Below are 15667 nucleotides of genomic sequence, written 5' to 3' on the forward strand. Positions count from 1 at the left end.
TTTGTTTTATCGGTGAATTTGAATTTTAAACAGATGTTGTTTTATACCGCAACACTACCTTTTATTAAGGCATGTGGCTCATAGCCTTCTAATGTAAAATCTTCAAAATCAAAATCGAATATATTTTTTATTGCTGGATTTAAAATCATTTTTGGTAATGGTTTTGGCTCGCGTGATAATTGTAATTCCAGTTGTTCAAAATGATTGTTGTAAATGTGTGCGTCGCCAAAAGTGTGAATAAACTCACCGGTTTCTAATTCACAAACTTGTGCAATCATCATGGTCAATAATGCATAAGAAGCAATATTAAAAGGAACGCCCAAGAAAATATCGGCGCTTCTTTGGTATAATTGACAGGATAATTTGCCGTCGGAAACATAGAACTGAAAAAAAGCATGGCATGGCGGTAACGCAGCTTTGTTATTGGCTACATTTTCGTCAAATGATTTTTTTGTATCCGGAAGTACAGAAGGATTCCAAGCCGAAACAAGCATTCTACGGCTGTTTGGATTGGTTTTTAGTTCCGTAATTAGTTCGGTAATCTGATCTATTTCTTCGCTATTCCAGTTACGCCACTGATGACCATAAACAGGACCTAAATCCCCATTGGCATCAGCCCAGGCATCCCATATTTTTACGCCATTTTCTTGAAGATACTTAATGTTAGTGTCTCCTTTGAGGAACCAAAGCAATTCGTAAATAATAGATTTTAGATGTAGTTTTTTGGTAGTAACCATTGGGAAACCTTCACTTAAATCAAAACGCATTTGATAACCAAATACACTTTTAGTTCCTGTTCCGGTACGATCTCCTTTTTGGCAACCGTTTTCCATAACGTGTTGCACTAAATCTAAATATTGCTTCATTTTATTTGAGGATTAATCGGTTAATCGGTTTTAGTTTAATTGTATCGGATACTGGATTAACAATTAAACAAATTACGATTCTCTTTTTGAAATTTCATCTCTAATTTTAGCGGCTTTTTCATAATCTTCATGAGAAACAGCTTGGTCCAGTAATTCGTTCAACTCTTGTAAACTATGTTTAGAATAGGTTTCGCCGGATTGATTGCTTTCTTCTTCATGGCCAAAAGTGTCTGGGTTAGAAAGGACATCGTCAATTTCTTGAGAATCTTTATTGGCTTCAAGCGGATTTGCCTTCAAATAAATTCCAGCTTTGTCCAAGATGTTTTTATAGGTAAAAATTGGTGCATTAAAACGAAGTGCCAACGCAATTGCATCGGATGTTCTGGCGTCTATAATCTCTTCAATTTTATCTCTTTCGCAAATGATACTGGAGTAAAAAACACCATCAACTAATTTATGGATAATGACTTGTTTTACAACGATATCGAAACGCTCAGCAAAATTTTTGAATAAATCATGTGTCAAAGGGCGAGGTGGTTTGATTTCTTTTTCTAAAGCAATAGCGATAGATTGGGCTTCAAATGCTCCGATTACTATAGGTAGTTTTCTTTCTCCATCAACTTCATTCAAAATTAGAGCATAAGCTCCGTTTTGGGTTTGACTGTAAGAAATTCCTTTTATAGATAATTTAACTAAGCTCATAGTTGTGAAAATGGGAAAGTACGTTGTACTTGTTTTTTTAATAAAAATCAGTAGCAATTTTTTTGCAAAAAAAAGCTACCTAAAAGCAAAGATACAAATATCTTATTTTTTAGGTAGCAATTTATATAGATTTGTTGAATTATGAGTGCTGAGCTTTAAAAGCTTTAAATTTCTCAATTAATTTTGGTACAATTTCAAAAGCATCTCCTACAATTCCGTAATCAGCTACTTTGAAGAACGGTGCTTCCGGGTCGCTATTGATGACTACTTTTATTTTAGAAGAGTTGATCCCTGCAATGTGCTGGATAGCTCCCGAAATTCCTATTGCAATATACAAGTTAGTTGCAACTGGTTTTCCTGTTTGTCCTACGTGCTCACTATGAGGTCTCCAACCTAAATCTGAAACTGGTTTTGAACAAGCTGTTGCAGCACCAAGTACTGAAGCTAATTCTTCAATCATTCCCCAGTTTTCAGGTCCTTTCAAACCACGTCCACCTGAGACTACGATGTCAGCATCGGCGATAGAAACTTTTCCGGAACCTTTTTCTACTGATTCTACTTTTACACCAAAATCATTATCTCCAATTGTTGGGTTGAAATCTTCTTCGGTTAGAGTGGATGCGTTTTCAAAAACACCATACGAGTTTTTCGCAAGACCAAGTACTTTTATATCAGTCGCAATTTCAGTGATGTTGAAAGCTTTGTTTGAAAAAGCATTTCTTTTTACTTGAAAAGGAGCTGTGCTTACTGGTAAACCTACCACATTTGAAGCAAATCCAGCTTCCAGAGCTACTGCTACAAGTGATGAAAGGTAAATACTGTCTGTTGTGGATGATAGCAAAATTAATTTGGCACTTTCTTTTTGAGCAGCTTGTTTGATGACATCAGCATATGCTTTTGCAGTAAATCCTGATAATTTATCGTTATTTACTTTTAAAACTTTATCTACTCCGTATTTTGATAATTCCGAAACATCTCCAGCGTTTACGGTTACGGCTGTAACAGTTGTTCCTAATGATTCGGCTACTTTTTTTGCATAAGAAGCTAATTCGAAAGCTACTTTCTTGAATTTTCCTTCTGCGTATTCTGCATATATTAATATTGACATAATGATTTTAGATTTTAGATTAACGATTTTAGATTTGAATCAAATGTTGAATTTTAGATTTATGCTGCTTTCTGCAATCTTAAATCTGAATTCTTCTATCTTAAATTACCTTGGCTTCGTTGTGTAATAAATTGATTAATTCATCTAAATTGTCAGGTGAAATTAATTTCACAGCTGATTTAGGTGCTGGTTTTTCAAATTTCACCGCTTTAGTGTTTACTGGAGCTTCAACGGGTTCCAGTATGGTCAATACTTTAGTTCTTGCAGTCATAATTCCTCTCATGTTTGGAATACGCAAGTCCTTTTCTTCAACTAATCCTTTTTGTCCTCCAATGATTAAAGGTAAAGAAGTGCTTACTGTTTCTTTTCCACCGTCAATCTCACGAACTGCTTTTACATTAGTTCCATCTACGGTAAGGCTTGTGCACGAATTTAGAAAGTTATAACCTAGAATTCCAGCAATCATTCCAGGAACCATTCCGCCATTATAATCCAGCGATTCTTTTCCAGCTATGATAACATCGTATGCGCCATTTTTAATTACTTCTGCAAGTTGTTTGGCAACAAAAAATCCGTCTGTAGGAGTTGCGTTTACACGAATGGCTTCGTTTGCGCCTATTGCTAATGCTTTTCTTAAAGTTGGTTCGGTTTCTGGTCCTCCTACATTGACAACTGTAACGGTTGCACCTTGTTGTTCTTGGAACCAAATTGCACGTGTTAAACCAAATTCATCATTTGGATTGATTACGTATTGTACGCCATTAGTGTCGAATTCAGAGTCACCATTGACGAAATTAATCTTTGAAGTAGTATCAGGAACGTGACTGATGCAAACTAATATTTTCATAAGTATGTTTTTTATTATTCTAAATTTCTTTTACAAAATTAGAATAATATTTTGAATAATTTACTATGCGTGCATAATATTTTTAGATACTATTACGATTTCGCAATTTTGTAATAAAAGCGGGATATTTTTTGACAAGAGAAAGGTTGCTTATGGATTTGAGTGAATTAATGAAAAAAATTAAACAAAAAACAACCAAATTGTTGCTTTCGGCTTCTTTATTTAATGTCTAAATTCAGGTGGGAAGTTGCTTGAAATGTGCAAATTTTCAATATTACATCGATTTCGTAGCCCGGATAGCAGCGGTATCCTTCCTGTGGTTCCTTTAACCACAGGAAGATATAGCGTATAGCCGGAAATAGCTCCTGATTATTTTAAAGTGATTTATGCTTTTAAGTGGTTTAAAATATTTATTTTTGCTTTTCGAAAATTACACACATACAACATACAACTATGAGAACTATACAATTTAGAGAGGCCATTTGCGAAGCTATGAGTGAAGAAATGCGTCGCGATGAGTCCATATACTTAATGGGTGAAGAAGTTGCAGAATATAATGGTGCATACAAAGCATCTAAAGGAATGCTTGCTGAATTTGGCGAAAAAAGAGTAATTGATACTCCGATTGCGGAACTTGGTTTTACTGGTATTGCAGTAGGTTCAGCAATGAACGGTTGTAGACCAATTGTTGAATACATGACTTTCAATTTCTGTTTAGTGGGGATTGACCAAATAATAAATAATGCTGCCAAAATGCGTCAAATGACTGGGGGACAATTCAATGTGCCTATCGTTTTTCGTGGTCCAACGGCTTCGGCAGGACAATTAGGAGCGACACACTCACAAGCACTTGAAAACTGGTTTGCTAACACTCCAGGTCTTAAAGTAGTTGTTCCATCTAATGTTTACGATGCGAAAGGATTGTTGAAATCAGCTATTCGTGATAATGATCCTGTGATTTTCATGGAATCAGAACAAATGTATGGTGATAAAGGGGAAGTTCCGGATGGTGAGTATACTATTCCAATTGGGGTAGCTGATATCAAACGTGAAGGAACGGATGTAACGATTGTGTCTTTTGGGAAAATCATTAAAGAAGCGTACATCGCTGCTGATGAATTAGCAAAAGAAGGAATCTCATGTGAAATTATCGATTTAAGAACGGTTCGTCCCTTGGATTTTGAAACGATTTTGACTTCTGTGAAAAAAACAAACAGATTGGTGATTCTTGAGGAAGCTTGGCCTTTTGCAAGTGTTTCTTCTGAGATTACCTATTTAGTTCAAGAACGTGCTTTTGATTTTCTTGATGCGCCTATCCAAAGAATCACTACTGCAGATACTCCAGCACCTTACTCTCCAGTATTGCTTAAAGAATGGTTGCCAAACGCTGGTGATGTTGTAAAAGCGGTTAAAAAAGTATTGTATAAAAAATAGATTTTTTTTAAGAATTTGATTTTTAGATAAATTTTAACAGTCAACAGTCTTAATTTAGAATAATCTAGATTTCTAAATACCTATATTTGAAACTTCATCAATTGTTTATTTGATGAAGTTTTTTTTTTTGAAATGATTATGAAAAAGCCCCTCTTATTTATCTTGTTTTTTTTGCTGATTAGCGCAAACGTCCTTTTTGCGCAAACTAAAGTTAGCGGTATAGTTTTAGATAAAACAAATCAGCCCATTCCTTTTGCCAATGTTGTTTTTAAAGATTCCAATGAAGGTGTCGTTTCTAATGAAGACGGACGTTTTTACATTGAATCAGCTAAAACCTATACAGCTATAATAATATCATCGGTAGGATTTTCTGAAAAAGAAATTACTTTAAATAAACCAGTGAATTATAATTTTAAAATTCAATTAAACGAAGCCGAAAGCTTGAAGGAAGTTGTCATTTTTACGGGTAAAACTTCTAAAAAAAACAATCCGGCACTTGATATTCTTAGAAAAATTTGGGAGCACAAGCGTAAAAATGGATTAAATTTATTTGCTCAATACCAAATGGAAAAGTATGAGAAAATAGAGTTTGACATGAATACCATTGATAGTGCGTTTATGAAAAATAAGCTGTTCAAAGGAATGGAATTTATTTTCAAGCAAGTCGATACCTCTAAGATTACTGGAAAAACGTATTTGCCTATTTTTATCAATGAATCATTGTATGATGTGTATGGAGACAATAAACTGAAGAAACTAAAAGAGAAAATAAAAGCCAGTAAAACTTCCGGTTTTAATGGAAATCAACAAATTTTATCTTTTGTAAAAGATTTGTATTCAGATTATAATATTTATGACAATCACCTTACTTTTTTTGATAAAAGTTTTACTAGTCCGCTGTCTAAAACAGGAATTGATGTCTATAATTATGTTTTAAAGGATAGTGCAGTCATTGATAAAAAATGGTGTTACAATATTATTTTTTATCCAAGGCGAAAAAATGAATTGACTTTCAAAGGGGATTTTTGGGTGAATGATTCAACGTATGCGATCAAAAAAATTAATATGGCGGTCACAAAAAGTGCCAATATTAACTGGGTGAAGGATATTTATCTAGAGCAAGAATTTGAAGTGATGAACGATTCTGTTTTCCTGTTGACTCGTGATTATCTGATGTCAGATTTTGCATTAAATAAGAAAGAGAAGTCAAAAGGAGTCTATGGAAAGCGAACCTCTTTCTATAGAAACCATGAATTCAATAAAGAAAAACCGGTCGTTTTTTATAAAGATGAGGTCAATTATATGGATAATGATGTCTATAATAAATCAGACGATTATTGGCATGAAAACCGGTTTGAAAATTTAAGCAAAGATGAATTGGGCGTTTATAAAATGCTGGATACTTTGCAAACAGTAAAGAAATTTAAACAATTATATAGTTTAGTCCAAATACTTGGCAGCGGTTATCTACCCATTGGGCATTTTGATTATGGTCCTCTTTTTTCATCGTTTGGTTATAATGAAGTAGAAGGCGTTCGTTTGAGAGCAGGAGGAAGAACCTATTTTGGTCCTAATGATGCTTGGCGAATACAAGGGTATACTGCTTATGGTTTTAAGGATGATAAATTTAAATATGGATTTTCTGGAAAGTGGATGGTCGATAAAAAAAACAGAATTATTTTGTCAGGAGGAAACCGGCGAGATGTTGAGCAAATAGGCGCAAGTTTGACTTCGACAAGCGATGTTTTGGGCAGGAGCTTTGCTTCATCATCTGTTTTTTCAACGGGTAGCAATGGAAAACTGACTAATATAAATTTGAGTAATATTAGTGTAGAAATAGAGCCCGTTAAAAATCTAATCTTTCAAACTGGATTTTCTTATCGAACATTAGAATCTGCATCTAAGACTTTTAGTTTGGATTATTACACTGATGCGGCACATACAATAACAAAAAGTGATGTAAAACAATCAGAGGTGAATTTGCAAATTGAATACACACCTAAGAGAAAAACTATAGGATTTGCAGTAGAAAGAGAGAATGTAGACAGTCCTTACAGTCGTTTTTTTGTTAACTATAGTCACGGTTTCAAAGGGCTTTTGGATAGTGATTTTCAATATGAAAAAGTACAATTGTATTATAAGCAACCTATCATTATTGGCCCATTAGGACGTACGAATATAATTATGGAATTAGGAAAAACTTTTGGAACAGTTCCTTTGGGATTGATGAGTGTGATTCCAGGAAATCAAACATATTTTACAATTGAGAATACCTTTAGTAATCTTAATTTTTATGAATTTGTAAGCGATCAATACGCAACTTTGGAATGGAACCATAACTTCAACGGAAGAATTTTTTCCAGAATTCCATTTATGCGAAAGCTCAATTGGAGAGAAATCATTGGTGTCAAAGGAGTTTATGGAACTATTTCGGATGCTAATAAAGCCATTAACGCTTCTGGTTTAATATACAATGCACCCGAAAAAGTGTATTGGGAATACAGTGCAGGAATTGGTAATATCTTCAAGGTATTCCGTATCGATTTTGCTTGGCGAGGAAATTATTTGAATACACCGGATACACAAAAATTTTCAGTAAAAGGATCGTTTGGCTTCTATTTTTAGGAGCTATTCCGGCTGTACACTATATCTTTTTATAAGGCGAAAAAAAATCGCCTTATAAAAAGGATGCCGTTTCCATCCGGGCTAAAAAAACATCAGATTATGCAAGAAGCCATTGAATATCTTTTAGAAAAAGATACCATTTTCAAGTCAATTATTGAACAATATGGGATGCCTACAATTCCCATAAGACCTCAAGGATTTGAAACTTTGGTGTTGTTAATTTTAGAACAACAAGTGTCTATAGATTCAGCAAAAGCGACTTTTTTAAAGTTAAAGGCCAAAGAAAAAAACTTTGTTCCTGTGGCACTTCTTGATTTATCAGATGAAGAATTTAGGAATCTTGGCGTAAGCCGTCAAAAAACATCTTATATCAAAGCGTTATCAACTGCAATACTGAATAAAGATATTGATTTAGAAAGTTTGCCGACCAAAACAGCTGAACAAGTGCGACAAGAACTGATTAAGATAAAAGGAATAGGAAACTGGACCATTGACATTTATTTAATGTTTTGCCTTCAAGAGCCAGATTTACTGCCATTAGGGGATATTGCGGTAGTAAATACCATAAAAGAATTACTGGAAATTCACAATAAGGAAGATATGGAAGCCCATACTATAAGATGGAGTCCGCATCGTTCCGTGGCGACCTATCTTTTGTGGCATCATTATTTGAACAAAAGAAATCGAACGGTGGTTTACTAAAGTGCTGTTTGTTACAATTTAATCCACAGATAACCTAATTTTTTCATTGTTGAAAGGGATTCTTTACTTATTTTTGCACCCATAAATATAGAAAAGAAAAACTAAAATGACTGCAGACAAATTAACAACTTTCGATGTCTTAATCGAAATACCAAGAGGAAGTAGAAATAAATACGAATATGATTTCGAAATAAAAAGAATGCGTTTTGACAGAATGTTATTCTCGTCAATGATGTATCCAGCTGATTACGGATTTATTCCTGAAACATTAGCATTAGACGGAGATCCATTAGATGTTTTGGTTTTGGTAAACGAGCCAACTTTTCCTGGATGTGTTATGGAAGTAAAACCTATCGGTGTTTTTCACATGGCAGATGATAAAGGACCAGATGAAAAAGTAATCTGTGTACCGGTTTCAGATCCAATTTGGAATTCATTGGAAAACCTTTCTGATATTAATCCACACTTGTTAAAAGAGATTGAACATTTCTTCCAAGTTTACAAAGATCTTGAAAACAAGCAAGTTGATGTAGAAGGTTGGGGAGATGTAAATGAAGCGTTTGCCATTATTAAGGAATGTACAGAGCGTTTTAATCAAATTGAGAATAAACCAGAAGGATTATTTAGTATTAAATAATTTTCAACTATAATTTTTACAAAAAAAGCAATATTCCGTTAGGAGTATTGCTTTTTTGTTTAAATTCGTTTCGTAACATTACTAATACTAACCAAAAACCAAAAGAAATTTATGAATACAATAATGATTTACTTGCCAATAGTTATGGCAATTGTAGGACTTCTGTTCATGTGGGTTAAAAGAGCTTGGGTATTAAAACAAGACGCTGGAGATGGTAAAATGAAAGAGATTTCAGATTATATTTACGAAGGCGCATTAGCTTTCCTTAAAGCAGAATATAGGTTATTGGCTTTCTTCGTAGTAGGAGCAAGCATTGTTTTAGCCGGAGTTTCATTTGTCGTTCCTACAACGCATATATTAATAGTAGTTGCTTTTGTTTTCGGAGCATTTTTCTCAGCCTTGGCTGGAAACATGGGAATGAAAATTGCAACAAAAACCAATGTTAGAACAACACAAGCCGCTCGTACCAGTTTGCCGCAAGCTTTAAAAGTTTCTTTTGGTGGTGGAACAGTAATGGGATTGGGTGTTGCTGGTTTAGCCGTTCTTGGTTTAACCTCTTTTTTTATTTTCTTTTTCCATTTCTTTATGAATGGCGTATGGACTTCTTCTGAAGACATGACCAAAGTTTTAGAGACTTTAGCAGGGTTTTCTCTTGGAGCGGAATCTATCGCTTTGTTTGCTCGTGTTGGTGGTGGAATTTATACTAAAGCTGCCGATGTTGGTGCTGATTTAGTTGGTAAAGTAGAAGCTGGAATTCCAGAAGATGATCCTCGTAATCCTGCTACAATTGCGGATAATGTTGGGGATAATGTGGGTGATGTCGCCGGAATGGGTGCCGATTTATTTGGTTCTTATGTAGCAACAGTTTTAGCAGCCATGGTTTTAGGCAATTATGTTATCAAAGATATGGGTGGGAAAATCGAGGATGCTTTTGGCGGAATCGGACCTATTTTACTGCCAATGGCAATCGCTGGTTTTGGAATATTATTCTCTATCATCGGAACCATGTTGGTTAAAATTACGGATACTAATGCCAAAGAAAAACAAGTGCAAAAAGCATTAAATATTGGAAACTGGGTTTCTATAGCTTTAACGGCAATTGCTTGTTTCTTTTTAGTTCAATATATGTTGCCTACAACCATGAAAATGGAATTTTTTGGAGAAGGAATACAAGATATCTCCTCTATGAGAGTTTTCTATGCGACTATCGTAGGATTAGTAGTTGGAGCTACAATTTCATCTGTTACAGAATATTATACGGGATTAGGGACTAAACCAGTAATGGCAATTGTACAAAAATCGAGCACTGGTGCTGGAACAAATGTAATTGCAGGTTTAGCGACCGGGATGATTTCTACCTTTCCAACCGTTTTATTATTTGCAGCTGCCATTTGGACTTCTTATGCTTTTGCCGGATTTTATGGTGTGGCTTTAGCTGCTTCGGCCATGATGGCAACAACAGCTATGCAACTGGCAATTGATGCTTTTGGACCCATATCAGATAATGCAGGTGGGATTGCTGAAATGAGTGAATTACCAAAAGAAGTTCGTACAAGAACCGATATTTTGGATTCTGTAGGGAACACAACTGCTGCAACAGGAAAAGGTTTTGCTATTGCTTCAGCTGCATTGACTTCATTGGCTTTATTTGCGGCATATGTAACTTTTACAGGAATTGACGGAATCAATATTTTCAAAGCGCCTGTTTTAGCGATGTTATTTGTTGGGGGAATGATACCCGTAGTTTTCTCTGCTTTAGCGATGAATTCTGTTGGAAAGGCAGCTATGGATATGGTGTACGAAGTGCGTCGTCAGTTTAGAGAAATTCCTGGGATTATGGAAGGAACCGGAAAACCGGAATATGCTAAATGTGTTGATATTTCTACCAAAGCCGCTTTACGCGAAATGATGTTGCCGGGAATCTTGACTATCGGTTTTCCAATAGCAATTGTTTTACTTGGTAAATTAGTTTACGGAGACAACAACCAGTTAATTGCTGAAATGTTAGGCGGATATATGGCTGGGGTTACTGTATCCGGTGTGCTTTGGGCCGTTTTCCAAAACAATGCAGGTGGTGCTTGGGATAATGCTAAAAAATCTTTCGAAGCAGGAGTTATGATAAATGGAGAAATGACATACAAAGGCTCTGATGCACATAAAGCAGCTGTTACTGGAGATACTGTTGGAGATCCGTTCAAAGATACTTCTGGACCATCGATGAATATTTTGATTAAATTAACTTGTTTGATTGGTCTTGTAATTGCGCCAATTTTAGGCAACGGAAGTCATACAATTTCTGATAAAGCGTCTTGTTGCGTGGCCTCAGGGAAATGTATCTCAATGTCAGCAGAAGAATGTAAAGCAAAAGGTTGTACAAATAAAACCTGTGAATATATGAATACAGGAGCAATGTCGACTCATATGATTTCTAAAGAAGTTTCAATTCAAAAAACAAGTACCAATGGTGTGGTTGTGGCTACAGTAACGACAACCTTAAATGGTAAAGTGGATACGCAAGTTTTCGAGGGAACTGAGAAAGAAGTTCAGGCGAAAATCGATGCTTGGAAATAAAATAATTTATTATTTGATAGTTAAAATGCCCTGTTTTTACAGGGTATTTTGCTTTTATAACAAACGATGAATCACTTAAAAATTAGTTTATTTAACTGTTTGTCAATTGACTAGTGTTTTTATAAAGATTCAATAAGTACCCAGATTCCAATCGTCACCCCAATTAGAAAGTTCTATAGCTGCGACAACTAAAAAAACAATTCCTAATGAACCTACAACAATGGCCACATTTCCTATTGTGGTTTTTGTTCTGTCTAAAATACGGATGGTTTTTAAATCACTTTCAGTCAACGGTATTTTTTCAATTTTATGTTTAGTCTTTATATAACCGTAATAGTTGCCATCAATTTTTTCAATGTCGATGAGCTTTAGTTTAGTATTGTCCGTTTTTAAAACTAAAATTTTTCTATTTGTAACTACTGCCTCATCTAAAGTTACAGGTGCTTTTTGATAAACAACGCAACTTTGCAAGTTAAGTGCAATGACTAATAGAAAACAAATAGTTTTGTTCTTTAAGTTGTTGTGTCTCATGATTTTTAGATTTAAATTAATAATCAGAAAAATCAGTTGATTAATGTTTTTATGTGGTAAACTAAGGGAGGTAAAAAAAAATAGTTTAATTTGTATTAATGTTAACGTGTTGATCTATAAAGGTATGAAAATAAAAAATACCTCACAATCTGTGAAGTATTTATTTTGTCTTATTGTTTTGTTGATTTAAAATAATCCATTTAGCTCTGCATCGATACGATTAAAAATGTGTCCTAAATCTTCAGGATTGTCAACAAAGTTAATATTATCAACATCAATAATTAATAATTTACCTCTATCGTAAGTGTGAATCCAAGCTTCATAACGCTCATTCAATCGGCTTAAATAATCAATAGAAATGGTAGATTCGTATTCACGACCACGTTTGTGAATTTGTCCAACAAGATTTGGGATAGAGCTTCTCAAATAAATTAATAAATCAGGAGCTTTGACCGTTGATTCCATTAATTCGAAAAGAGAAGAATAGTTTTGAAAATCACGATTTGTCATCAAGCCCATAGAGTATAGATTGGGGGCAAAAATATGTGCATCTTCATAAATTGTTCTGTCCTGAATGATTTTTTTACCACTCTCCCGAATTTGCATTATTTGGCGAAAACGACTATTCAAGAAATAAATTTGTAGATTAAAAGACCAACGCTCCATTTGATGATAGAAATCATCTAGATATGGATTGTCAACTACATCTTCAAAATGGGGTTCCCACTTAAAATGTTTAGCCAATAATCGTGTTAAAGTTGTTTTTCCTGAACCAATGTTTCCTGCTACTGCTATGTGCATTACGGTATTGTGATTTTATAATTTGTAATTCCTTCTGATGTAAAAATAGATAAAATTTGGTCTTTGTAGCTGAATTTTTTAAACGTTTTTTCTAAAATTTCAATTTCGAATTTTTGATTCTTTTCAATGTCTTCAATAGTCAGAATGGAGTTCTTGGAAAAGATAAATTGGTTGTCGGTGATAATTTCTATCGAATCAAAATCGGGAGTTTTTCCCTTCTTTGTTATTTTTCCAAAAATGTCACAGGAGAACCAATTGTTTTTATCATCTATCCAATAAAAAGCATTGAAATTTGATTGATAGTATTTTATGCTTTCTGGGAATGAAGTGGAAATGACTTTGTAGTCATTTTTTAAATAATCATAAAGTCCAATTTGCTGATTTAAACTGTTGTAAACCCACAATTGGTTTTGAGAAGCTATTCCTATAGCGTTCACAACTATTGGAATTGGGTTTTCTGAGAAGTTTATTTTTTGAGTTTCGTTCAGTTGATTGTCAAGTAGGATAACGGTATTGAAATTTTCGTAGAACAAAACAATTTTTAAAGGATTTAGTAAATCTACTTTCGTGATTTTTCCCAATGTAATGTTTTTGTATTCTAAAGATTCTTTGTCTTTTATTTTAGAAAAGACATTGTTTTTAATAGTGTAATAGTAACCAAATTGATCGTATCCTAAAAATTGATCGACGTCAATAGTTACGTGATTTATCTTCGAAGAAAGTAGTTTTTGGTTCTGTCCGAATGCAATCGGGATTGTAGTGAAGAAGAAAAATAGAATCAGGTTTCTCATAATTCAAGCAAATTACAAAAAAAGCGCTAAACTATTCGTTTTTGATTGTTAAGTTGAATTTTTTTCTACTTGCGGTGTTTTTGGATAGTTATTATTGCTAAAATAAAAACCCAGCTCAATTGAGCTGGGTTTTAAGTATAAATGGAATTATAATTCTTACAATCCAAATGCTGTTTTAACTTGTTCTACAAAGTCTAATTTTTCCCAAGTAAACAATTCAACAGTAACTGTTTTTTCGTTTCCACCTGGAGCAGAGAAAGTTTTAGTTACCGTTTCTGGAGTACGTCCCATATGCCCGTAAGCTGCTGTTTCGCTGTAAATAGGATTTCTTAATTTTAAACGTTGCTCGATAAAGTAAGGACGCATATCAAAAATAGCTTCTACTTTCTTTGCAATTTCACCATTGGTTAAACTCACTTTTGATGTTCCGTAAGTATCGATAAAAATACCCATTGGTTTTGCAACACCAATTGCATAAGAAACCTGTACTAAAATCTCGTCAGCAACACCTGCCGCAACTAAGTTTTTAGCAATATGACGGGTTGCATAAGCAGCACTTCTGTCTACTTTACTTGGGTCTTTTCCAGAGAATGCACCACCACCATGAGCACCTTTTCCACCGTAAGTATCCACAATGATTTTTCTTCCTGTAAGTCCAGTATCTCCGTGTGGTCCTCCAATTACGAATTTCCCGGTTGGATTAATATGGTATTGGATTTTATCATTAAATAAATGAGCATGTGCAGGATTTTTAGCAATAATCCTTGGAATCAAAATTTCAACTATGTCTTTTTTGATTTTTGCTAACATTGTAGCTTCTTCATCAAAATCATCGTGTTGTGTTGAGATTACAATAGCATCAATACGAGTTGGCTTATTGTCATCACTATATTCTAAAGTTACTTGAGATTTTGCATCAGGACGCAAATAAGTAATTTCGTTGTTTTCACGTCTTAAAATAGCTAATTCCTGCAATAATTTATGTGATAAATCAAGTGCCAATGGCATGTAATTGTCAGTTTCGTTAGTCGCATAACCAAACATCATTCCTTGGTCACCAGCTCCTTGTTCTTCAGGATTTTTTCTGTCAACCCCTTGATTGATGTCAGCAGATTGTTCGTGAATAGCAGAAAGGATTCCACAAGAATTGGCTTCAAACATGTATTCGCTTTTTGTGTAACCAATTTTCTTGATTACGTCACGAGCGATTTGTTGTACGTCTAAATAGGTGTTAGATTTTACTTCACCAGCCAAAATTACTTGACCAGTAGTCACTAAAGTTTCGCAAGCTACTTTTGAGTCAGCATCAAATGCTAAAAAGTTATCGATTAACGCATCCGAAATTTGATCTGCAATTTTGTCTGGATGTCCTTCGCTTACAGATTCTGACGTAAATAAATAGGCCATAATAATTATTAGTTTAAAATTAAGCGAGAAAAAATAATTGCTGAAAAGGACTAAAGAAGAGTTTCTGCTTTAGCATTTTTTCTACTGAAAAATTTTCAGCATCCATAATGAATTCGTTTCATTATGAAGAGGTTGCAATCAGTTCAAATTTTTCCTCTTGTATTCGAGTGCAAATGTATGAAACCATTTTGAATTGCAAATTAATCTTTTGTTTTTTTTAATTTAAATGAAGAAATTTAACATATTCTACTATTTCTATAGAGTTTATAAAATAAATTGATTTTTGTTTGGTAGATTCAAAAAAAGTTTGCAATTTTGCTTCATCAAATAACAGAAAAATGAAATTAGTTACTATCAATATGTGTTGCATGATGCCGGAATCTTCCGCAGAGTGCACTATTGTATAGTTTTAAATTTTAAAAATATATAAGTAAGACCTCTGCTAACCGCAGAGGTTTTTTTATTTTATGTTGAATTCATGATTTGAAAATTTGAAGAAATAAAAAGAAAGATAAATTCAATTTTGTCAAACTGATAAATAAAATCCAATGGTTAAAACAGTAGTAAATAAAATAATGATGTGTTGTATGATGCGTATGTGCATCCCAATTTGCTATTGCCAAAAGTGAAAGATATAATCTTTGT

13 protein-coding genes are annotated in these 15667 nt (G+C 34.0%); 5 read left to right on the forward strand and 8 right to left on the reverse strand.

Features of this window, described 5'->3' with window-relative positions:
- Nucleotides 1-41: 41 nt before the first annotated feature.
- The 4 genes from OA85_RS15735 to OA85_RS15750 all read right to left on the reverse strand — a co-directional run bounded on the left by OA85_RS15735 (nt 42) and on the right by OA85_RS15750 (nt 3523).
- Nucleotides 42-866, reverse strand: a complete 825-nt coding sequence (locus tag OA85_RS15735; RefSeq protein WP_039110797.1) for a thymidylate synthase — start codon at nt 864-866, stop codon at nt 42-44.
- Between the two features lie 72 nt (nt 867-938).
- A complete protein-coding gene (locus OA85_RS15740) occupies nt 939-1568 on the reverse strand; it encodes a bifunctional nuclease family protein (protein ID WP_035668411.1) in 630 nt (209 codons plus the stop codon).
- 139 nt (nt 1569-1707) lie between these two features.
- Nucleotides 1708-2676, reverse strand: coding sequence for an electron transfer flavoprotein subunit alpha/FixB family protein (locus OA85_RS15745; RefSeq protein WP_039110798.1), 969 nt, complete (start codon nt 2674-2676; stop codon nt 1708-1710).
- Nucleotides 2677-2776: 100 nt separating this feature from the next.
- The gene (locus OA85_RS15750; protein WP_039110799.1) at nt 2777-3523 is read right to left on the reverse strand and encodes an electron transfer flavoprotein subunit beta/FixA family protein; all 747 of its coding nucleotides are present in this window, start codon (nt 3521-3523) and stop codon (nt 2777-2779) included.
- 453 nt (nt 3524-3976) lie between these two features.
- Between OA85_RS15750 and OA85_RS15755 the strand changes: the two genes are divergently transcribed.
- The 5 genes from OA85_RS15755 to OA85_RS15775 all read left to right on the forward strand — a co-directional run bounded on the left by OA85_RS15755 (nt 3977) and on the right by OA85_RS15775 (nt 11492).
- On the forward strand, nt 3977-4957 hold the full coding sequence (locus OA85_RS15755) for a pyruvate dehydrogenase complex E1 component subunit beta (RefSeq protein ID WP_039110800.1): 981 nt from the start codon (nt 3977-3979) through the stop codon (nt 4955-4957).
- Between the two features lie 138 nt (nt 4958-5095).
- Nucleotides 5096-7582 (forward strand): DUF5686 and carboxypeptidase-like regulatory domain-containing protein, encoded by a 2487-nt coding sequence (locus tag OA85_RS15760; protein WP_039110801.1) that lies wholly within the window; start codon nt 5096-5098, stop codon nt 7580-7582.
- Nucleotides 7583-7681: 99 nt separating this feature from the next.
- On the forward strand, nt 7682-8284 hold the full coding sequence (locus OA85_RS15765) for a DNA-3-methyladenine glycosylase (RefSeq protein ID WP_039110869.1): 603 nt from the start codon (nt 7682-7684) through the stop codon (nt 8282-8284).
- Nucleotides 8285-8390: 106 nt separating this feature from the next.
- Nucleotides 8391-8921 (forward strand): inorganic diphosphatase, encoded by a 531-nt coding sequence (locus OA85_RS15770; RefSeq protein WP_039110802.1) that lies wholly within the window; start codon nt 8391-8393, stop codon nt 8919-8921.
- A 111-nt stretch (nt 8922-9032) separates the two neighbouring features.
- Nucleotides 9033-11492 carry a sodium-translocating pyrophosphatase gene (locus OA85_RS15775; RefSeq protein WP_039110803.1) on the forward strand — a complete coding sequence of 820 codons (2460 nt, stop codon included), beginning with the start codon at nt 9033-9035 and terminating at the stop codon, nt 11490-11492.
- A gap of 129 nt (nt 11493-11621) precedes the next feature.
- On the opposite strand, the gene OA85_RS15780 is transcribed toward OA85_RS15775, so the two are convergent.
- The 4 genes from OA85_RS15780 to metK all read right to left on the reverse strand — a co-directional run bounded on the left by OA85_RS15780 (nt 11622) and on the right by metK (nt 15022).
- Nucleotides 11622-12023 carry a hypothetical protein gene (locus OA85_RS15780; RefSeq protein WP_039110804.1) on the reverse strand — a complete coding sequence of 134 codons (402 nt, stop codon included), beginning with the start codon at nt 12021-12023 and terminating at the stop codon, nt 11622-11624.
- A gap of 186 nt (nt 12024-12209) precedes the next feature.
- Nucleotides 12210-12824, reverse strand: a complete 615-nt coding sequence (locus tag OA85_RS15785; RefSeq protein ID WP_039110805.1) for a deoxynucleoside kinase — start codon at nt 12822-12824, stop codon at nt 12210-12212.
- On the reverse strand, nt 12824-13615 hold the full coding sequence (locus OA85_RS15790) for a hypothetical protein (protein ID WP_039110806.1): 792 nt from the start codon (nt 13613-13615) through the stop codon (nt 12824-12826). The genes OA85_RS15785 and OA85_RS15790 overlap by 1 nt, the downstream gene beginning before the upstream one ends.
- A gap of 156 nt (nt 13616-13771) precedes the next feature.
- The gene (gene metK, locus OA85_RS15795; RefSeq protein ID WP_039110807.1) at nt 13772-15022 is read right to left on the reverse strand and encodes a methionine adenosyltransferase; all 1251 of its coding nucleotides are present in this window, start codon (nt 15020-15022) and stop codon (nt 13772-13774) included.
- Between the last annotated feature and the right edge of the window lie 645 nt (nt 15023-15667).

Origin of the sequence: Flavobacterium sp. AED, assembly GCF_000812945.1 — a bacterium.
Lineage (GTDB): Bacteria > Bacteroidota > Bacteroidia > Flavobacteriales > Flavobacteriaceae > Flavobacterium.